Origin of the sequence: uncultured Clostridium sp., assembly GCF_947072515.1 — a bacterium.
Classification (GTDB): Bacteria; Bacillota; Clostridia; order Clostridiales; family Clostridiaceae; genus Clostridium.
The window spans coordinates 1-20,537 of sequence record NZ_CAMTIG010000054.1 but is presented as its reverse complement, the minus strand read 5'-3'; the positions used below and the strand labels follow the sequence as shown (position 1 = coordinate 20,537).

Annotated in this window: 17 protein-coding genes, 1 riboswitch and 1 other annotated feature; of the genes, 9 read left to right on the top strand and 8 right to left on the bottom strand. The window is 28.1% G+C overall.

The genetic code is table 11. The features are described from left to right. The first annotated feature begins 23 nt into the window (after positions 1-23). Positions 24-1,391, top strand: a complete 1,368-nt coding sequence (locus Q0W06_RS15560) for a hypothetical protein (RefSeq protein ID WP_297637740.1) — start codon at positions 24-26, stop codon at positions 1,389-1,391. A 54-nt stretch (positions 1,392-1,445) separates the two neighbouring features. On the opposite strand, the gene Q0W06_RS15555 is transcribed toward Q0W06_RS15560, so the two are convergent. The 4 genes from Q0W06_RS15555 to Q0W06_RS15540 form a co-directional block, all read right to left on the bottom strand. After that, positions 1,446-2,204: an ABC transporter ATP-binding protein gene (locus Q0W06_RS15555; protein ID WP_297637737.1), complete on the bottom strand. Its 759-nt coding sequence runs from the start codon at positions 2,202-2,204 to the stop codon at positions 1,446-1,448. A gap of 3 nt (positions 2,205-2,207) precedes the next feature. Further along, positions 2,208-3,254, bottom strand: a complete 1,047-nt coding sequence (locus Q0W06_RS15550; protein ID WP_297637734.1) for an iron ABC transporter permease — start codon at positions 3,252-3,254, stop codon at positions 2,208-2,210. Between the two features lie 13 nt (positions 3,255-3,267). Further along, positions 3,268-4,272 carry an ABC transporter substrate-binding protein gene (locus tag Q0W06_RS15545; RefSeq protein WP_297637731.1) on the bottom strand — a complete coding sequence of 335 codons (1,005 nt, stop codon included), beginning with the start codon at positions 4,270-4,272 and terminating at the stop codon, positions 3,268-3,270. Between the two features lie 133 nt (positions 4,273-4,405). Then, positions 4,406-4,598: riboswitch (cobalamin riboswitch) on the bottom strand. 57 nt (positions 4,599-4,655) lie between these two features. Continuing rightward, entirely contained in the window at positions 4,656-4,913 is a 258-nt protein-coding gene (locus Q0W06_RS15540; RefSeq protein ID WP_297637728.1) for a hypothetical protein, read from the bottom strand. A 139-nt stretch (positions 4,914-5,052) separates the two neighbouring features. Here Q0W06_RS15540 and Q0W06_RS15535 point away from each other — a divergent pair, with 139 nt between their 5' ends. From Q0W06_RS15535 to Q0W06_RS15525, 3 genes are read left to right on the top strand one after another with little or no spacing between them, the layout of a single operon-like run. Then, positions 5,053-5,961, top strand: a complete 909-nt coding sequence (locus Q0W06_RS15535) for a metallophosphoesterase (RefSeq protein WP_297637726.1) — start codon at positions 5,053-5,055, stop codon at positions 5,959-5,961. 39 nt (positions 5,962-6,000) lie between these two features. Beyond that, positions 6,001-6,915 (top strand): membrane dipeptidase, encoded by a 915-nt coding sequence (locus Q0W06_RS15530; RefSeq protein ID WP_297637724.1) that lies wholly within the window; start codon positions 6,001-6,003, stop codon positions 6,913-6,915. Between the two features lie 10 nt (positions 6,916-6,925). Beyond that, positions 6,926-7,666 carry a glucose 1-dehydrogenase gene (locus Q0W06_RS15525; RefSeq protein ID WP_297637722.1) on the top strand — a complete coding sequence of 247 codons (741 nt, stop codon included), beginning with the start codon at positions 6,926-6,928 and terminating at the stop codon, positions 7,664-7,666. A gap of 118 nt (positions 7,667-7,784) precedes the next feature. On the opposite strand, the gene Q0W06_RS15520 is transcribed toward Q0W06_RS15525, so the two are convergent. Next, a complete protein-coding gene (locus Q0W06_RS15520) occupies positions 7,785-8,687 on the bottom strand; it encodes a LysR family transcriptional regulator (protein ID WP_297637720.1) in 903 nt (300 codons plus the stop codon). Between the two features lie 175 nt (positions 8,688-8,862). Here Q0W06_RS15520 and Q0W06_RS15515 point away from each other — a divergent pair, with 175 nt between their 5' ends. Continuing rightward, positions 8,863-9,981: a PrpF domain-containing protein gene (locus Q0W06_RS15515; protein WP_297637718.1), complete on the top strand. Its 1,119-nt coding sequence runs from the start codon at positions 8,863-8,865 to the stop codon at positions 9,979-9,981. A 29-nt stretch (positions 9,982-10,010) separates the two neighbouring features. Here Q0W06_RS15515 and Q0W06_RS15510 read toward each other — a convergent pair whose 3' ends face one another. Together Q0W06_RS15510 and Q0W06_RS15505 are read right to left on the bottom strand one after the other, a co-directional pair. Then, a complete protein-coding gene (locus Q0W06_RS15510) occupies positions 10,011-11,543 on the bottom strand; it encodes a HAMP domain-containing sensor histidine kinase (protein ID WP_297637715.1) in 1,533 nt (510 codons plus the stop codon). Beyond that, a complete protein-coding gene (locus tag Q0W06_RS15505; RefSeq protein WP_297637743.1) occupies positions 11,543-12,214 on the bottom strand; it encodes a response regulator transcription factor in 672 nt (223 codons plus the stop codon). The genes Q0W06_RS15510 and Q0W06_RS15505 overlap by 1 nt, the downstream gene beginning before the upstream one ends. 163 nt (positions 12,215-12,377) lie before the next feature. Between Q0W06_RS15505 and Q0W06_RS15500 the strand changes: the two genes are divergently transcribed. Genes Q0W06_RS15500 through Q0W06_RS15490 form a run of 3 tightly spaced genes read left to right on the top strand, consistent with a single transcriptional unit; the run spans position 12,378 to position 15,341 of the window. Then, positions 12,378-13,628, top strand: coding sequence for a pitrilysin family protein (locus Q0W06_RS15500; protein WP_297637712.1), 1,251 nt, complete (start codon positions 12,378-12,380; stop codon positions 13,626-13,628). Positions 13,629-13,631: 3 nt separating this feature from the next. Further along, positions 13,632-14,267: a recombination regulator RecX gene (gene recX / locus Q0W06_RS15495; RefSeq protein WP_297637709.1), complete on the top strand. Its 636-nt coding sequence runs from the start codon at positions 13,632-13,634 to the stop codon at positions 14,265-14,267. Positions 14,268-14,279: 12 nt separating this feature from the next. Continuing rightward, positions 14,280-15,341, top strand: coding sequence for a transglutaminase-like domain-containing protein (locus Q0W06_RS15490; protein WP_297637707.1), 1,062 nt, complete (start codon positions 14,280-14,282; stop codon positions 15,339-15,341). Positions 15,342-15,422: 81 nt separating this feature from the next. On the opposite strand, the gene Q0W06_RS15485 is transcribed toward Q0W06_RS15490, so the two are convergent. After that, a complete protein-coding gene (locus tag Q0W06_RS15485) occupies positions 15,423-15,776 on the bottom strand; it encodes a tetratricopeptide repeat protein (protein ID WP_297637704.1) in 354 nt (117 codons plus the stop codon). A 202-nt stretch (positions 15,777-15,978) separates the two neighbouring features. Here Q0W06_RS15485 and Q0W06_RS15480 point away from each other — a divergent pair, with 202 nt between their 5' ends. Then, on the top strand, positions 15,979-20,220 hold the full coding sequence (locus Q0W06_RS15480) for a 2-hydroxyacyl-CoA dehydratase (RefSeq protein ID WP_297637701.1): 4,242 nt from the start codon (positions 15,979-15,981) through the stop codon (positions 20,218-20,220). Between the two features lie 74 nt (positions 20,221-20,294). Next, positions 20,295-20,514 (top strand) — a binding site (T-box leader). Positions 20,515-20,537 lie beyond the last annotated feature (23 nt).

Genomic DNA, 20,537 nt, shown 5'->3' with positions numbered 1-20,537 from the left:
AAAATTTTAAGGGGAGAATTTAAATGGGGGAAATAGGGTTAGAAATTAATGCTGAGAAAAGGGAAAGAGATATTGAGGAGAGCATGAGGAGCAGATGGTGCGAGTCTATTAAGAAAATCACTTTTGGTTTCTTATTTGTTTTAGTAAGTTTTCAATTTATGGGCTTTGAGTATGTAGCACCAATTATAGGGGGATGGCTTTTATATAGTGGGCTTAGAACCTTAAAGGATGAGAGTAGTGTATTTAAAAGAGCATGGTATTATTCTATAGTAAATATTTTTACTATATTAATAGATTTAATTATTATAGCAACACCGTTAAATATATATAGCCAAGAACTTACTGTGAATGGAGTAATTTTTGCCATAGTTAGAGTAGGATTTATTTTTGAAATTACTAAAGGTGTAAGGAAGTTTTTAGAGGAAAAGAAAGTACCATTAGAAAAAGATCCTATTTTAAGATTAGGCCTTTGGAATACTTTAATTATATTATTAGCATTAATGAATTCAGAAATAGTTATAGTTTTGCTTATTCCTATGTTTATTTATTATTTTTATATTTTAACTAGGATTTATAAATTAAGATATATTTTTGGAAGAGATTATAGATATAGAGTAAATGAAAAGAGAAAAAGAAATATAAAGGAACTTGGAGTATATACTTTAATAAATGTTATTGTAGTTTTAAGTTGCTGTGTATTTTCTAATCATATTATATTAGAGTCAAGGGAAGTTAGGGCAAATGGAAGTGAAGAGAAGAGAGCGGAATTAATAAAGTTAGGATTTCCTAAGGAGATTTTAGAAGATATAGAAGATGAAGATTTAGAGTTTATAAGAAATCCAACATATATTAAGAGTGAATATGAAAGATTAAGCTTTTATGACAGTCCAAAGGATGATTTAGAATCAAATACTATTTTTATAGAAACAAAAGAAAATGATACTTATGTAGTAGAGCATTTTAACTGGAAGACACCTAAAGCTTTTTGGAGAGATGAAATAGAAATTTCAACAACAGAAGGAGTAAGTCTTGTAAGCGGAAAGTTAATATATGAGGAAAAAGAAAAGAGCTATGTTAGTGATATACCAAAATTTAAATTGGATAGTTATCAAGAGAGTATAGATGATTTGATATATGTAAGACAAATAGAAAGAATTCTAGCTGACGTAAATTATCCATTTGAATCAAAGAATAATAGAGGGTATATTATATATGGATTAAACTTAAGAGAAGGAACTTGGAATATGGGGAATTTAGTTAATTATACTCATTATAATAATCCAATTAGATTACCTTTTCGCGAGACCGGAGCTATTAAGCCTATGTTTAATGAAAAAATGCAGCAACATCATACTATGTATGAAACAAAGCTTGGAAGAGAGCGAGAGTAAAAGAGTGGATAGAAAACAAAAAGGACAAAGCACAAGATTCAGTGCTTTGTCCTTTTAAAAATTAGTTTTAAAGTAAATATTCAGTCCTTGTTCCTTTTCTTCTATAAATGCATCTACATGGTAGATATCTTTTATAATTTCAGGAGTTAATATATCCTTTGGATTTCCAGAGTATTTAATCCTTCCTTTATCCATAATACAAAGTTTTGTACAGAAGTTTGAAGCTAAGTTCAAATCATGTAATGCGATTATAACAGGAATATTTAAGGTTTTAATGATTTTTAAAATTTCTATAGCGTACTTTATATCAAGATGATTAGTTGGTTCATCAAGAACTAAAAGCTTAACTTCCTGTGCTAAAACCCTAGCTAGTAAAACTCTTTGCTTTTCACCACCTGAAAGAGAAATAAAGCTTTTATCTTTAAAATCTATCATTCCAACTTTTTTTAGAGCATTTAAGGAAATTTCTAAATCTTCTTTTGTATCATCATCAAATAATCCTTTGTGGGGGCTTCTTCCAAGAAGAACCATATCAATAACTTTCATATCAAAGGTTAAATTATTAAATTGAGATAAAACACCAACTGTTTTAGAAAATTCCTTAAAGGGAATAGAGTTAATGTTTTTATGGTTTAAAAGAATTTCACCAGATTCTAAACTGTTTACTCGATATATAGCTTTTAAAAGAGTAGATTTTCCACTACCATTAGGACCTAAAAGCCCAAGGATTTCTCCATGATTTAAGGTTAAGGAACAATCCTTTACTATATGATTTTTTGAAAGATAAATATTTATATTGTTTACTTCAAGCATAGATTATTCCTCCGAAAAACTATAAGATTTTTTTATCATTACATATAAGAAAAATGGTGCACCAATAAGAGAAGTTAAAATTCCTATAGGTAATTCTGCATTTGAAAGAATTATTCTAGAAAAGATATCTGCCCAAATTAAAAAGATTCCACCAAGTAAAATAGTAATTTTTAAATTGATTTTGTGATTAGTAGAAGAAAGGCTTCTAGTTATATGAGGAATAACTAGTCCAACAAATCCAATAAGACCACAACTAGCTACTAAAACACCTGTTAATAGAGAAATTATTATTAAATAAACTTTCTTATAAGTCTTTAAATTATATCCTAAAGTAAGGGCTGTAGTATCTCCAAGCAACATTATATTTAAAACTCTATATTGGGTTTTAAAAAATAAAAATATAAGGATAAAAAGAACAGAAGGTAAAAGGATATTTCCTAAAGTTGCACCAGCTAGACTTCCCATAGTCCATTCTGAAATTAAACGTATAGCACTATTATTATTGCTTAAATAGATAATAAGATTTGAGAAAGCAATACAGATAAAGTTTATAATAACTCCAGATAAAATAAGTTTTGAAGAAGTTATTCTACCACCTATAGAGGAAATTTTAAAAACTAAAAGTGAGGCAACTAATGAGCCTATAAAAGCAAAAAAAGAAACACTAATACTTAGACTAAATGCACTAAAAAATAAATTTCCAATAAATAATGCAATAGTAGCTCCAAGGGTTCCACCAGAAGAAATACCTAGTATATAAGGATCTGCTAAAGGATTTTTTACGATAGCTTGCATAACTAAGCCACAAAGAGAAAGTCCCATTCCTGTAACCATACCAAGGATTACACGAGGAAAACGAATTTGCCAAATTATATCTACAATACTAGGAGGGATAGCCCCTCCTAAATGTAAATTAAATAATTTGTCTCCTAAAACAGAATAAACTTCAGTAACTGAAATTTTAACTGGACTTATAATAATAGAAACTAAACTAGATACAATTAAAATTAGTAATAAAATAAAGAAAACTAAATTATTTTTTATTTTCATAGAAATCTCCTATCTATTTAAAGTTTGGATAAAGCTCTTTAAATAAAGAATCTACTGTTGGAACAGTTCTAACGCCGCCTGCCCAAATATCTGTTAATGGAAGAAGGTTTATTTCTTTATTTTTAACAGCAGTAACAGTTTGTAGTTTAGGATTATTTAAGAAAATATCTTTTAAATCAGCTGTTGATTCAGCATTTTCTTTAGCTCCATAAGTTACTAGAAAAATTGCATCAGGATTATATTTAACTATATCTTCAGCACTAATATTACAAGGAGCTTTAACTAAATCTACACCACCAGCTAAAGTTACCATGTTTCCAGCTAAATCACTATCACCATAAGCTCTATATAAACCATTTGATGGTGCTTCTAAAATTAATACTGTCTTTTTAGATTTTAATGTATCAGTTTTTGATTTTATACTAGCTAAATTATCTTTTAAAGAATTTACATAAGCAGTAGTTTTATCCTGAATATTAAATATCTTTCCTATATTATCAATATCCTCAAAAACATTGTTTACAGTATAAGGTCTGTTTTCAGAAGCAGTATTTTTTTGTACATATACATTAACGCCTCTATCATTCCAAGATTTTACACTACCTAAGGCTTTATCAGAGAAAGCTGTACTCCAACCAAAAATAAAATCAGGATTAACAGCTAAAGCTTGTTCCTTACTTGGGTATTTATCTGATAAAACTTTAAGTTTATCATATTCAGGTTTTAAGCTAGGTAAAATAGGGTTGTCCTTATAAGCAGTACCAACTATTTTATCTCCAAGTCCAAGTTTAATTAAAAGTTCTGTTGCAGTTTGGTTAGTTGTAATAACTCTATCAGGAACTTTATAAAACTTTTCTGTAACAAGGTTTCCTTCCATAGTATTTGTTTGTACAGTGCAAAGCACTTTTCCAGTTTCTTTTGTCTTTTGATTAGAACTCCTATAGATGGAGTAACCAATACAAGCTAATAAAGCTAGAATGATAATTGTAATAATACCTTTTAAAATTTTTTTGTTCATAAAATAACTCCTTTTTGTTTTTTGGCTACAAAAAAATCCATAGAATATTTCTACGGATAAGGAATTAGACAGGATAAATAAAAGTAAAAAAAATTACTTTTTAATGTAAGCCTAACTATATCCACGTAGCATTTATGCTTTTAAAATACAAGGCAGGTCTTCTGACTTAAGGCTAAGAGCATTTTTCTAAACCTTCCCATTACAAAGCAACAGTGGCATAAATTAGAAAAACTAACCAATTACAGCGGCGGGACCGTTCAAGAGTTAAACTTGATTCCCTTTTAATTAATATAAAACTATATTAAACCTAGTATTTTTATTTAATTACATTAAGACTTTACCATCGGAAGTTAGTAAAGTCAAATGAAGTGAAGAGGAAGATATTATTTAAAAAGAACAATATTAAAGAATATTTCTAAAATATCTGTAAGGATTATTATTCCACAAGAAAGCCAAAAAAATAAATTTATAATTTTATTTTCCATAGATTTTACAACTTTTAAAAATAAACAAGATGAAAAAACAAGTGCATTAAAGCAACCGAGTATTAAGTTTAAATTTCCAGAAAAAAGAGTTTTTATAAAGGCAATAATAGCTAAAAGAAATAAAAAACATGAACCAATTTTTAAAAAAGTTTTCATAGTACCCCCATATAATAAAGATCTAGTTACTTTTATTATATAGAAAAAATGGGAAAATAAAACAAAAAATAAGAAAATGGCAAGAAGAGATTCTATGAGTATATATAGAAAGAGGATAAATTAAAAAAAAGGAGAATTTATGAGAGAGAGAGGAATACTAAAATTATTTAGCCAAACTGAAAAATTAAGTATAGATAGGGATAGCAAAATAGTATTTTTAAGTGATGCACATAGGGGTGATGGAGGTAGACGCGATACTTTAATTGGAAATAGGAATATATACATTTCAGCATTAAAGTATTATTATAAAGAGGAGTATACTTTAGTTGAAATTGGTGATGGAGATGAACTTTGGAAAAATAAGAATATGATTAATATTTCTTATAATTATAAAGAAGTTTTTAGGATTTTAAACCGATTTAGAGTAAAGAAGAAATTATATATGCTTTATGGAAATCATGATATAAAAAAAAGAAATAAGAATTTTGCAGAAACTCAAAATAAAGCATTTAAAAAAATAAAGAAAAATTTTGGAGAAGAGTGCTTAGAACTTATAAATAATACTGAGTTCTTAGAAGGTATAGTCTTGGATTATAAGCCTTATAATAAAGAGATATTAGTAATGCATGGGCATCAAATGGATTTATGGAATAATGAACTTTGGATGGTATCTAGATTTTTAGTTAGACATTTATGGAAATATCTTGAAGGGGTAGCAGGATTTAAGGAGCCCATAACACCAGCTAATAATTATAACAAAGGTGGAATGATTGATAAGAGACTAAATGACTTTGCAAATAAAAATAAAAAGATGATTGTTTGTGGACATACTCATGATGCTGTTTTTCCAGATGTGGGAGAAGGACTTTACTTTAATGATGGATGCTGTGTAAATCCACAAGAAATAACAACTATAGAAATAAATAAAGGGGTTATAGCACTTATTAAATGGAGTATAGAAATAAACGAAGGGAATTTTCTTTATATAAAAAGAAATGTAATTAAGGGCCCAGAAAGGCTTGAAGATTACTTAGAATTTGTGAAATAATATATTTAAATATAAATAAAAATTTAGGAGGAGAAAGAGATGAAATTTATAGATTTACATTGTGATACAGCTAGTAGATTATTTTATGAAAAAGATTTAAGTTTAAGAGAAAGTATTTGTAAGGTGGACATAGAAAAGTTAAAAGCTGGAGACGCTTTAATGCAGATGTTTGCATTCTTTATTGATTTAGGAGAAATAAAAAGAAGCCCTTTTGAGGAGTTTTCACTTATGCATGAAAACTTTATGAAAGAACTTAGAAAAAATAAAAATGAAATAGAAATATTTAAAGATAAGATAGATTTAAATAAACTATATGCATGTCTTACTATAGAAGAAGGAGAAGTTTTAGAAGGAAATCCTTATAACGTAGAAAAGGTTAAAGATATGGGAATCAAAGCTATAACTTTAACTTGGAATTATGAAAATAGTATAGGATATCCAAACTTCGAGTTTAAACATAAAGATGAGGGATTAAAAAAGGTTGGATTTGATATAGTAGATGAAATGGAAAGATTTAATATAGTTCCTGATTGCTCACATCTTTCAGATAAAGGTTTTTGGGATTTAATAGAGCATACAAAGAAACCATTTATTGCAACTCATTCTAATAGTAGAAGTGTACAAAATCATCCTAGAAACTTAACAGATGAAATGCTTAAAGCCTTAGGAAATAAAGGTGGACTTACAGGAATAAATTTCTGCGTAGACTTTGTAGCTCCAAAGGAAATAGCTATGGTAGAAGATTTAGTTAAGCATATGGTTCATATAAAAAATAAAGCAGGAATTGAAAGCTTAGGCTTAGGTAGTGATTTTGATGGAATAGAAAATGAAGTAGAAATTAAAGATTGTAGTCAAATGAATATACTTATAGAAGAAATGGTAAAAAATAATTTTACTATGGATGAAATCGAAAAAGTATTTTATAAAAATGCAATGAGAATTTTTTGTAAGTAGGAGTTTATAGATGGTACAGTTAGAAGGTAAGGTAAGTATAATAACAGGGGCAACTAAGGGAATAGGGTTTTCTATAGCTAAAAAGTTTTTAGAGGAAGGTTGCAGGGTTATTGGAACTTTCTCTAAGGATGAAGAGGCAATGGAAGAAGCTTTAAAAACTTTAAAAGAAATAAGCTCTAATATAAAATTTATAAAAGCAGATTCAAAGGATATACAAGCTGTTAAAAGGGTTTGTAAAGAAACTATAGATACTTTTGGGAAGATAGATATATTAGTAAACAATGCGGGAATAAGCAAAATAGGATTATTAATGGATTCTAGTATAGAAGATATTCAGGAGTTAATGGCTGTAAATCTTTTAGGACCAATTTATTTTTCAAAGGAAGTATCAAACCACATGCTTTCAAATGGAGGATCTATAATAAATATTTCTTCTATATGGGGAGAGTATGGAGCATCTTGTGAATCAATTTACTCTGCAAGTAAAGGTGGAATAAATACTTTTACTAAAGCTTTAGCTAGGGAACTTGCTATGGGAAAAATAAGAGTTAATGCAGTATCACCTGGTGTTATAAATACTAAAATGAATAGTTTTTTAAGTAAAGAAGAAAAAGAAGAATTAGAAGAAGAGATTCCAATGGGACGTTTTGGAGAAGGAGAAGAGGTTTCAGAACTTGCTGTATTTTTAGCATCTGATAAAGCTTCTTACATTACAGGGCAAATTATAAAAGTTGATGGCGGAATGATCTAATTTAAATAAAGTTAAGAAGTGGATATGATTGCATATTCACTTCTTATTTTTTATATAGAATATTTTAGTCTATAGATAATTTGAAAATCTTATTTAAAATTACTTATATAGTATTTAGTTAAAATAAGTTTTTTAAAATCTCCATATAGTCTTTAGCAGGTTTAGAAAGATAAGAACCTCTTCTAAAGGCAAGGACTAATTCAGAACTTGTATTAATATTATTCTTTAAAGAAAAAGCCTTTACTTCATTATGAAAATAAAGATGTTTTAAATAAGTTGCAGAAGTAAAGCAAACTCCAAAGTTTTTAGATACTAAGCGAGTTGAGGATTCTAAATTTCTAGTATGGAAAATTTCTTTAGGTGTGAATTTAGAATCTTTAAAAATTTTCTCTGCGATCTGTCCAGTTCTTTGGGTTGGATATTGAGTGATAAATCTATCTTCTTTAAATTCATGAATATTTATTTTTGGAAGTTCTACATCTTTAAATTTTTCAGCAAGTGGATGTTTAATATTTGAGAGTAAGACTATTTCCTCATTACCTAAAGAAATATAATCTAAATCATTACTTGTAATGGGAGTATTTAAAATTGCAATATGGGCATCTCCATTTAAAAGTAAGTTCTCTAAGTTAGAAGAGGAGTCCTCAATTAAGTTTATATCTATATGAGGATAAGCAGCTTTAAATACTGGAATAGTTTCAGGAATCATATAAGAGCCTCTAGTATATGTAAAAGCTACATTTAATTTTCCTTTTTTAAATTCTGAAATATCTCTAAGTTCTGATAATAATCTTTCTTTTATTAAGATAATTTCCTTAGCATTTTTTATATAGCTTTCTCCAGCAAAAGTTAAAACAAAGCGGTTTCCAAGTCTATTAAAAAGTCGGATATTTAAATTATTTTCTAAATTTTTAAGATACTTACTTAAAGATGGTTGAGATATAAAAAGGCTTTTAGCAGCCTTTGTAATATTTTCATATTTAGCAATTGCTATTATATATTCTAATTCTTTAAATTCCATTTATAAATCCTCTTTTCTATATGTTTATTTCATCATATAAAAATTAAAAAAGAAATTCAAGGTTACTATAGCTTTAAGGCATAAAATATATTCAAATAATATATTAGACGAATAATTAAAAGGAGAATAAAATTAAAGTAAGAAGAGACTAAAGATAAGGAAAGAGGCGGTTTTCGTGAATGAAATTCAGTGTACTATATTTAGAGGCGGTACAAGTAAAGGAATATTTATATTAGAAAAAAATTTACCTAAAGATAAAAAATTATGGGAAGATATCTTATTAAAACTTATGGGGAGTCCATCTGTTAGACAGATAAATGGACTTGGAGGAGCAACATCGACTACAAGTAAAGTTGCTATAATTTCTAAAGAAGAAAAAGAAGATTGGGATATAAACTATACTTTTGCACAAGTAGCTATAAGAGATGCAGTAGTAACTTATAAAGGAAACTGTGGAAATATATCTTCAGCAGTTGGAGCTTATGCAATAGAGAAAGGTTTAGTAGAAGTTAAAGATGGAGAAACAAAGGTTAGAGTATACAATACAAATACAAAAAAGATTATTGATGAATATGTAAAAACTCCAAATAAGAAAGTAAAGTATGAAGGGGGTTTTTCAATACCAGGAGTAGAGGGAACAGGAGAAAAAATAACATTAGCATTTAAAAATCCAAGTGGTTCTATGACAGGAAAGCTATTACCTACGGGAAAAAAAATAGATATTTTAAATATACCAGATTATAAGAAAATAGAAGTTTCAATAGTAGATTCTGCAAATCCTTTAGTATTTGTAAGAGGAAGAGATATAAATCTTACAGGAAAGGAATTACCAGATGAAATAGATAAGGATAAAGAATTAGTGGAGCTTTTAGAAAAAATTAGAGGAGTTGCAGCAGTTAAGTTAGGGTTTATAGATGATTATAAAGATTCAAGATTAAAAAGTCCTAGTGTACCTAAAATGACTATAATAGAAGAAAGTAAAGATTATAAAGATGTAAATGGAGATTTAGTTAAGAGAGAAGATATAGACGTAACAGGACGTATGATGTCTATGCAGCTTGCTCATAAGACTTATGCTTTAACAGGAGCATTATGTACAGTTTCAGCAGCTCTTATAGAGGGAACTATAGTAAATGAATTAGCTAGAAAAAAATTTAATCCTTTAAACTTTAGAATAGGGAATCCAGCAGGGGTTATGGTAGTTGGAGCAGAAAAGGATAAGGATACTAATATTTCAGTAGTATATGGATATAGAACAGCTAGAATTCTAATGGATGGAATAGGATATTATTAAAAAAAGAGAGCCGTACAGCTCTCTTTTACTTATTCTTCATCAACAGACACTAATGGAGCTGTAAATGTAAATAATACTCCTTCTGAAGTGCTAACTAAACTATAGGTAAAGTTATGAAGATCTAAAATGTTTTTCACGATTGAAAGACCAAGACCTGCACTGTTTTTTTCACGATTTCCTGATTTATCAAGACGATAAAATTTATTAAATAGATTTTCATATTCATTTTCAGGAATATAAGCATTTGTATTTAAAACCTTTAAAGAAACAAATGAATCTCCCTCATTTTCAATAGTAAGTTTAATTAATGAGTTTGGAGGAGAATATTTTATTCCATTTGAAATGATATTAGTTAAAACTTGATCTATTTGAAAAATATCACCTTGTATATAAGAATAATCTGTTTTAGGATCAAATATTAATTTAAGGTTTTTTTCTTCACATTCTAAATTAAATGTAGAGAGAGTTTTCTTTGCAAGCCTATTAATATTAAAGACTTCAAATTGAGGAGTTATAACTCCTGATTCAAGTTTTGATAGTTGAAGCATATTAGATACAAGTTTCCCCATCTTTTGAGACTCATCTATAATTATTTGAAGATATTCAGATGCATCATCTCCAGAGACTACACCATCTTTAATTCCTTCAGCATAACCTTCAATAATTCCAATAGGAGTTTTAAGCTCATGGCTAACACTTGCTATAAAGTCTTTTCTCATAGTTTCAAGCTGTCTTTCTCTTTCTATATCTTCTTTAAGTTTTGAGTTACTTTCTTGTAAATCATCAAGTGTGGTTTTTAATTTTTGTGATAAGAAATTAAAAGTCTTTGCAAGATTTCCAATTTCATCATTTGTTTTTACTTCACATTTTTCAGAGAAATCCATAGTACTCATTTTAGCAGCTACATTATTTATTTGAATTAATGGCTTTGCAATTCTTTTACTGTAGCCATAGGAAACTAAAATAGCAAGTATTGTGGCACCTAAGAATATATAAATATAAAACTCACTTATAATGTTACTTGCTTCTAAAATTGGTTGAATTGAAGAAACACAAAGAATAATAGAATCTACATTATTTGAAGTTGAGATAGCAGATGCAATTCCTATATTTTTATATTGATTTTTCTCGTAAAAACTTGTAGAAATAGTTTTTTGCTTATTCAAGATACTATTTAAAATTGTGGTGTTTTTTAAGATTTCAGAACAAAAATCCTTAAGTAAGTTTGAATCAGCTTGATCTGCATTACTTTCACCTGGTATAAATTTTAATTCTCCATTAAGGGAGAAGATTGCAATTTTAGCTCCATTTACATCTTCAAAGTTTTTTAAAGCAGAATAGATTTGCGCATTATTATTTAAATGACCAGAATATTCAACCTTAAATTTATTTACAGCTTGAATTAAACTTTCTGTTTTTTTATTTTCATAAAAGCTTTCAAAAACTAAAGTTTGAGCAACTAGTATAAGAGCTAAAAGTCCAATGATAACGAAAAATGTTAAAAAAAACATTTTTTTTGATAAAGACGTATCTTTAAAGTTTTTAAATTTAAATAATTCCATTATTTAACCTCGAATTTATATCCACTTCCACGAACAGTAACTATAAAGCTAGACTTTGAAGATAACTTTTCGCGAAGTCTCTTTATATTTGTATCTACAGTTCTAATGTCACCATAGTAATCCATTCCCCATACGTGATCTAAAATATTATCCCGTGATAGAGAAATACCCTCATTATCACTTAGATAAACTAAAAGCTCATATTCCTTAGGAGAAAGTAAGACTTCATGTTCATCTACACTAACTTCATGGGAAAGTTTGTTTATTTTTAAGCCATTAAAGTTTTTTGTACTAGAGTCTATTTTAGTTTCAGTTCTTTTTAAAAGAACTTTTGATTTAGCTAAAAGAACTTTAGGACTAAAAGGCTTTGTCATATAGTCATCTGCACCAAAATCATAGCCTTGAAGTTTATCCTCTTCCTCACCTTTAGCTGTTAGTAAAATAACAGGGACGTTTGATACTTTTCTTATGACATCTAAAAACTCTAATCCATTCATTTTAGGCATCATAATGTCTAAAATAATTATATCAACATGATTTTGACTAAAAACATGTAAACCGTCATTTCCATTAGAAGCCTCTAAAACTTTAAAGCCTTCATTTAAAAAGTAGTCTCTAATTAGAAATCTGATTTTTATCTCATCTTCAATTAGTAAAACTGTTTTCATAATTGCACTACCCCCTAACTAAATAAATATTCATTATTCATTATATATAAAAAGGAGAGTATTGTAAAAGATGAGAAATAAATCTCTTTAGGTTTTTTCCTTTTTGTTGTAAAATACAGAAAAGACAGTAATTTTAAATGATTAAAATTGATAATGGGAGATGGATATGATTAAGTTAAATTTTGATATAAAGAAACATAAATTAGACAATAATTTAGAAGTTATAACAATAAAAAAAGACACTAGAATAGGTGCTATAAATATAGGGTTTAATATAGGTTCTATGCATGAAAAAGAAAATGAAAAAGGTGTAAGCCATTTTGTAGAACACATGCTATTTAAAGGAACAACTAATTTAAATAATGAAGAGTTAAATAGTGAACTTGAATCTTTAGGTGGAGAATATAATGCTTATACAGATTATGAGACTACTGTATATACAATAAGCTGTTTAGAAGAGGAGTTAGAAAATGGGACTAGACTTCTAGCAGATATGGTTATAAACTCTGATTTTAATAAAGAAGAAATTGAAAAGGAAAGAAGCGTAATATTAGCAGAACTTAGAACTGGAAAAGATGATATTGAAGATTTAAGTTTTAAGAAAACTAATGAGGCAGCTTTTTCTAAAGGTTTTTTAAGATGGGAAGTTATAGGAACAGAAAAAAATGTCAATAATTTTAAAAGAGATGATATTGTAGAATATTTTTCAAAGTATTACGTGCCAGGTAATGCAGTAATAACTTTAGTTACATCATTAGACCATGAAGATGCAGTAGATATGGTTAAGAAGTATTTTAAAGACTGGAAAGATAAAAGTTTTTCAAAAATAGAACCAGTTAAAGAAAAAAATAAAAAGCTAAGAAAAGTAAGTTATAAAGATGATATTGAACAAAGTACAATAATATATCTTTATACATTTGATGATTTAAAAAGAAATGAAGAATTACCTCTTAGAATTTTAAATCATAGATTAGGAGAAAGTTCAAACTCAATACTTTTTAGAGAAGTAAGAGAAAATAGAGGATATGCATATGACATATTTACACATTTAGATATAAGTAATGACTCTAAAAACTTATATATTTATACCTCAGTTAGTGATGATGATGTAGAGAAAACAGAAGAAGTAATAAATGAAATAATAGAAAAAGTAGTAAATGGACAAATAAGCTTTGAAAATAGAGATTTAGAAATAATGAAAAAAGTTCATAAGACAGCTGTTATTAGTACTTTAGAGGACTCAGCAGAATTATGTAATTATATATTACATCAAGCTTTATCTAAGGAAGATTTATTAGAGTTTGTTTACGATATGGAAAGATTAAATAAAATCGAAAAAGAAGAGATAAGTGAAATAGGAAAAAAAGTATTTAAAGATGCAACTATTCACATTTTAAGAAAAAGTGAGGAAGAATAGATTTTGAGTAAAATAACAAAGTTAGAACAAGGAAAAAGAAACAAAGAGAGAGTAAATGTATATTTAGATGAAGATTTTGCATTTGCAATGGAACTAGAATTAGTATACAAAATGGGCCTAACAACAGGAATGGAAATAGATGAAGAAGAAGTAAAAAAAATAGCTCATAAAGAAGGTTTCACAAAATGCAAGGAAAAGGCTATAAAAATTATTGAAAGAAGTTATAAAACAGAAAAAGAAATGAGAACTAGATTAAAAGAAAAAGAATTCGATGAAGAGCAAATAGATTATGCAATAGATTTCTTATTAGAATATAACTTTATAAATGATGAAAAATATACAAAAATGTATGTAAAAGATAAGCTTTTAAGCCAAGGGAAAAATAAAATAAAATATGCACTATTAAGAAAAGGTGTTAATGCGAATATAATTGAAGAAGCTTTAGCAGAATGTGATAATGATGAAGAGTTTGAAAGAGGATTAGTACTTTGTGAGAAAAAATATAATCTTCTTGTAGGAAAAGAAAAAGACAAATATAAATTAAAAGATAAATTATTTAGATACTTAGTTGGAAGAGGTTATGATTTTTCTATAACAAAGGAAATTATAAATAGAGTTATAAATAAAGAAGAATATTAAAAAGGAGATAAAATGAAGATATCAATGCCAACTCTTTTATGTCTTATAGTAGTATTATTTCCTACTATAATTGGAGCTATGAGGAGCTTTAGAAGAAAAGCAGTAGATGCTGCTGTCAATGACGTTTCAGGAAGCCTTTCATTAATTGGAAGTATAATTATATTTTTTAATTTTTTTAATTCTATAAATAATTATGCAGGAGAAATAGCTTCAAACTTTAATGTGAATTCTCTTGCAGAAATGTTAATAAAGCTTGGATTAATAATACTTGCAGTGGGGATTATTCATTTTATTTTATATACAATATTTAGAATAATAAATAAATTGCTTTTCTATTCTTTAATCCGAAGAATTGAAGATAATGGAATCATAAGATTTATATTGTCAACTTTATTAGGATTTATAAAGGGGATATTAACTTTAATAATTATATTCATAATAATTATTATTGTAAATAAGAGTGGAATTATTAAAAGAGAGATAACTTCTTTTGATAATATGAATTTATATCAAAAGATAGAAAAGACTATAGATATACAAAAAATATCAGAAATTAAAAGTGGTATTTTAAAGGATACAGCTGTTCCAACAATCGTTTATTATAATGGAACAACCTTAAATCAAGGTGTGAAAAGTGATGCAGCAATAGATGAAAAAGCAAGAGAAATTACTAGTGGGGCAACATCAAATTTAGAAAAAGCAAGGATGATTTATGATTGGGTTGGAAGCCATATAACATATGATGATAAAAAGGCTGAAGAAGTAATGGCGGGAAATAAAAATTTAAAAAGTGGTGCAATTGTAACTTTTAACACTAGGCGTGGAATATGCTTTGATTATGCATGTCTTTATGTAGCTATGGCAAGGGCTGTAGACTTACCGGTAAGACTTATTACAGGTGAGGCTTATAATGGGCAAGAATATATAAGTCATGCATGGAACCAAGTATATATAAAAAGCTTAGATAAGTGGATAAATGTAGACCCAACATTCTATGATGCAGGAAATTACTTTAACAATAAAAACTTTTTTAAAGATCATAAAGAGGAAAGTATAGCAGGACAATGGGACTAAAAATAAATAAATTTTATAATTACTTATAAACATAGGAAATTATAGACAAAAAAAGATTAGAGGATGAATGCGATATATCCTCTAATCTTTTTTATATTTTGAAATTAAAAGCTTAATTGCTTTTTCACATTCCTCATCATTGTTATTTAATGCCCAAGCCATATTAAAATAAATTAATGCTTTTTTATGGATATCTTGCATAGCATAACAATATCCAAGGTTAAAAAAATATTTGCTTTCTCTTTGAATATCGATTGCTTTTTTTAGCATATCTATAGCAGAAGAGTATTCTTTAAGTTTTATAAAACATACTCCTGCATTGTAATAAGAGCAAGCTTCATTGTCATTTGATTTAACAGCTTTTTTATATAAATCAATGGCTTTTTTATATTCGTGGGTATTATATAATTTATTAGCTTCATTAAAGTAATTCACAAGCGTAGCCTCCTAAAAGATATGAACTGTAATATTTACATTATGAACCAGGTTTGTATATTATATACCTAAAATTTAAAAATATGATATTTTAAATTAATTTTAAATTACCCTTAAATTTTCTATAAGCAGTTGATTTAATAGTAAATATTATATAATATCAATATATGCGATTTAATTTAATAAGAAGTAGGTGTAGGAAATGGAAAAATTTAAACTGGGGTTAGATGTAGGATCTACAACAGTTAAAGTTGTCTTATTAGATAAAGACAACAAAATGGTTTTCAGTGAGTATAGAAGACATTTTTCTAATATTAAACAAACAATTATAGATGTTATGAAAGAATGTTTTGAAAAATTTGGTGATTTAAAAATATCAGTAACAATAACAGGATCAGGTGGACTTTCAATGGCAAATTGGCTTGAAGTTAAGTTTGTTCAAGAAGTTATTGCATGTACTGAAACGATAGAAACTATAATTCCACAAACAGATGTAGCTATAGAGCTAGGTGGAGAAGATGCTAAAATAACATATTTAAGAGATGGAATAGAACAAAGAATGAATGGTACTTGTGCTGGTGGTACAGGAGCATTTATCGATCAAATGGCATCTCTTTTAAATACAGATGCAACAGGATTAAACGATCTTGCAAAAAGTTATGGAGTACTTTATCCAATAGCATCTAGATGTGGAGTTTTTGCTAAAACTGATGTTCAGCCACTTATAAATGAAGGGGCTAAGAAGGAAGATATAGCAGCTTCAGTTCTTCAAGCAGTTGTTAACCAAACTATTGGTGGATTAGCTTGTGGAAAGCCTATAAAAGGTAATGTAGCCTTTTTAGGAGGGCCTTTATATTTCTTATCAGAACTTAGAAAAAGATTTATAGAGACTTTAGAACTTACAGATGAGGAAGTTATATTCCCAGAAAATCCTCAACTTTTCGTAGCAATGGGTGCTGCACTTTTATCAAAAGAAGAAGAAACTTTAAATTTCATAGACTTAATTGAAAAAGTGAACGGTATGTCAAACGCTAAAGATGATGAGGTTTCAAGATTAAATAAACTTTTTGCAGATGAAAAAGAGTTTAACGAATTCAATGAAAGACACTCTAAAGCACAAGCTAAAAGAGGAAGCATAGAAGAAGCTAAAGGAAATGTATTCTTAGGAATAGATGCTGGTTCAACAACAACAAAAGTTGTATTAATAAATGAAGCAGATGAGATTATTTATTCTTACTATGGTGGGAATGAAGGAAATCCATTAAAAACAATAGTTGATATAATGAAAGATTTATACAGCAAATTACCTAAAGATGCTAAAATAGCTAAATCTACTGTTACAGGATATGGTGAAGCTCTTATTAAATCAGCTTTACACATGGATTTAGGTGAAATAGAAACAATAGCTCACTATAAAGCAGCAGATCATTTCTTACCAGGTGTTGATTTTATATTAGACATTGGTGGTCAAGATATGAAATGTTTAAAAATAAAAAATGGAGTTATAGATAGTATTCTTTTAAACGAAGCATGTTCATCTGGATGTGGATCATTTATTGAAACTTTTGGAAAATCTTTAGGACTAGAAGTTAGAGATTTTGCAAAGGCTGCATTAGGTTCAGATAGTCCAGTTGACTTAGGATCAAGATGTACAGTATTTATGAACTCAAAAGTTAAGCAAGCTCAAAAAGAAGGAGCATCAGTTGGAGATATTTCAGCAGGTCTTTCTTATTCAGTAATTAAAAATGCTTTATATAAAGTTATAAAAATTAGAGACCCTAAGTCAATGGGTAAAAAGATAATAGTACAAGGTGGAACATTCTACAATGATGCTATTTTAAGAACTTTTGAAATAATTTCAGAAAGAGAAGCAGTAAGACCTGATATTGCAGGACTTATGGGAGCATTTGGAGCTGCAATTATATCAAAAGAAAGATATGTTGAAGGTGAAGAATCTACTATTTTAAAAGAAGATGGATTAAGAGATTTCGATATGACATCAGAATTTAGAAGATGTGGACTTTGCGGAAATAACTGTCTTTTAACTATAAATAAGTTTACAACTGGTGAAGAATTTATATCAGGAAATAGATGTGAAAGAGGTCTTGGAATACAAATTAAAAAAGACCAAGTTCCAAATCTTTATAAATATAAATTCAAGAGAACTTTTGGATATAGACCATTATCTGTAGAAGAGGCTAAGAGAGGAACTATAGGGTTACCTAGAGTTTTAAATATGTATGAAAATTATCCACTTTGGTTTACATTACTAACTGAACTTGGATTTAGAGTACAATTATCTCCAGTTTCATCAAAATCACTTTATGAAAAAGGGATAGATACTATACCTTCAGATTCAGCTTGTTATCCAGCTAAAATAGTTCATGGACATATTGCATCACTTATAGAAAATGGATTTAAAAATATTTTCTATCCATGTATTTCATATGAAAAGAAAGAATTTAGTGATTCAAACAACCATTATAACTGTCCTATAGTAACATCATATCCAGAAGTTATAAAAAACAATATGGATGAGATTAAACTTAAAGGAATCAATTATATAGCACCATTCTTCTCATTAGAAAATGAAAAAGCTCTTGTAAAGAGAATTGTAGAAGAATTTAAAATGTTTAATGTAACTATGGATGAAGCAAAGAATGCTGTTACTAAAGCATTTGCTGAAAGAGAAGCTTATAAAAAGGATTTAAGAGATAAAGGTGAAGAAACTATTCAGTACCTAAAAGACAATAACATGAAGGGTATTGTTTTAACAGGAAGACCTTATCACGTTGATCCAGAAATAAACCACGGAATCCCAGATGTAATTGCATCATTTAAAATGGCTGTAATTCCTGAAGATTGTGTAGCTCATTTAGGACATTTAACAACTAAACTTAGAGTTGTTGACCAATGGACTTACCATGCAAGACTTTACAGAGCAGCAGCTTTAGTAAGAGATACAGATGAACTTGAAATGATTCAATTAAACTCATTTGGATGTGGATTAGATGCAGTTACAACAGACCAAGTTAATGAAATATTAGCTGAAAAAGGTAAGATATATACTGTATTAAAAATTGATGAAGGAAATAACTTAGGAGCAGCAAAAATAAGAATAAGATCTTTAAAAGCTGCAATTGAAGAAAGAGATAGAAATGATTATAAACCTGTATATGAAGATAACTCATATAAAGATATAATATTTACTAAAGAAATGAGAAAAACTCATACTCTTTTAGTTCCACAAATGTCTCCAATTCATTTTGATAAGTTAGAAGTAGCTGCACAAGCAGCAGACTTTAATATTGAAATATTACCAGCAAATGATACTCATGCAGTAGATGAAGGGTTAAAATTTGTAAATAATGATGCGTGTTTCCCATCAATCATAGTTGTAGGGCAAATAATAGCAGCATTAAAATCAGGTAAATATGATATTAATAATACATCAGTTATAATCAGTCAAACTGGTGGTGGATGTAGAGCTACAAACTACATTGGATTCTTAAAACTAGCACTTAAAAATGCTGGATATCCAGATATACCTGTATTATCATTAAATGCAGTTGGTCTTGAAAAACAACCAGGATTTAAGATAACTCTTAAATTTGTTAAAAAAGCTCTTAAAGCTCTTATTTATGGAGATTTATTTATGAGAGTTTTATATAAAACAAGACCATATGAAAAAGTAGAAGGATCTGCAAATGCATTATATGAAAAATGGAATGAAAAGGCTAAAGAAAGCTTAAGAAGTGGTGGAAAAGGAGACTTTAATAAAATTATTAAAGGAATAATCCATGACTTTGATAACTTAGAATTATTAGATATTAAAAAGCCAAGAGTTGGTGTAGTTGGAGAAATATTAGTTAAATATCACCCAACAGCTAATAACGATATAGTTAGTCTTTTAGAAAGAGAAGGAGCAGAAGCTGTAGTTCCAGATCTTTTAGATTTCTTCTTCTATTCAGCATATGATAGTGATTTCAAGAGCAAAAACCTAGGAACTAGTAAGATGTCAAAAAATATTAGTATGCTTGCAATGAAGTATATGGATAGTTACAGAAAAGTTATGAAAGAAGAATTAAATAACAGTAAGAGATTTGAATCTCCAAGAGATATAAGAGATTTAGGTAAACTTGCATCAGAAATTCTTTCACTTGGACATCAAACAGGAGAAGGTTGGTTCTTAACAGGAGAAATGATTGAACTTATTGAATCAGGAGCTCCTAATATAGTTTGTATGCAACCATTTGGATGTTTACCAAACCATGTAACTGGAAAAGGTATGATGAAGGCGTTAAAAGCTAAATACAGAGAAGCTAATATAGTTGCTGTTGATTATGATCCAGGTGCTTCAGAAGTTAACCAAATAAACAGAATTAAGCTAATGCTTTCTGTTGCATTTAAAAAACTTAAAGAAGAAAATGAAGAAAATAACTAGAATTTAGAAAAGTTATAGAACATTGACAAAAATAAATTTATAATATAACATAGAGTTAAATTATAATAATATATATAAAGGCTTAGAAAAAGAGGAGTAAAAATATAGAGTATCATAAGAGAGAAGGGATTAGGTGAAAGCCCTTTATACCGAGTATTTTGAAGGTAGCTTTGGAGCTTTTCTAGTGAAATAGTAGTAGCTAGAAACGGTTTTGAAAAAATCGTTACTTAATTGAGTGCTTAAAAATTAATTTTTTTAAGAATAAAGGTGGTACCACGAGCTTTCGTCCTTTCATAGGATGAAAGCTCTTTTTTTAT

Bases quoted from the DNA above. Each gene is read 5' to 3' on its own strand.
- Q0W06_RS15560 (WP_297637740.1), top strand. From the start codon at position 24: ATGGGGGAAATAGGGTTAGAAATTAATGCTGAGAAAAGGGAAAGAGAT.
- Q0W06_RS15555 (WP_297637737.1), bottom strand. From the start codon at position 2,204: ATGCTTGAAGTAAACAATATAAATATTTATCTTTCAAAAAATCATATA.
- Q0W06_RS15550 (WP_297637734.1), bottom strand. From the start codon at position 3,254: ATGAAAATAAAAAATAATTTAGTTTTCTTTATTTTATTACTAATTTTA.
- Q0W06_RS15545 (WP_297637731.1), bottom strand. From the start codon at position 4,272: ATGAACAAAAAAATTTTAAAAGGTATTATTACAATTATCATTCTAGCT.
- Q0W06_RS15540 (WP_297637728.1), bottom strand. From the start codon at position 4,913: ATGAAAACTTTTTTAAAAATTGGTTCATGTTTTTTATTTCTTTTAGCT.
- Q0W06_RS15535 (WP_297637726.1), top strand. From the start codon at position 5,053: ATGAGAGAGAGAGGAATACTAAAATTATTTAGCCAAACTGAAAAATTA.
- Q0W06_RS15530 (WP_297637724.1), top strand. From the start codon at position 6,001: ATGAAATTTATAGATTTACATTGTGATACAGCTAGTAGATTATTTTAT.
- Q0W06_RS15525 (WP_297637722.1), top strand. From the start codon at position 6,926: ATGGTACAGTTAGAAGGTAAGGTAAGTATAATAACAGGGGCAACTAAG.
- Q0W06_RS15520 (WP_297637720.1), bottom strand. From the start codon at position 8,687: ATGGAATTTAAAGAATTAGAATATATAATAGCAATTGCTAAATATGAA.
- Q0W06_RS15510 (WP_297637715.1), bottom strand. From the start codon at position 11,543: ATGGAATTATTTAAATTTAAAAACTTTAAAGATACGTCTTTATCAAAA.
- Q0W06_RS15500 (WP_297637712.1), top strand. From the start codon at position 12,378: ATGATTAAGTTAAATTTTGATATAAAGAAACATAAATTAGACAATAAT.
- Q0W06_RS15490 (WP_297637707.1), top strand. From the start codon at position 14,280: ATGAAGATATCAATGCCAACTCTTTTATGTCTTATAGTAGTATTATTT.
- Q0W06_RS15480 (WP_297637701.1), top strand. From the start codon at position 15,979: ATGGAAAAATTTAAACTGGGGTTAGATGTAGGATCTACAACAGTTAAA.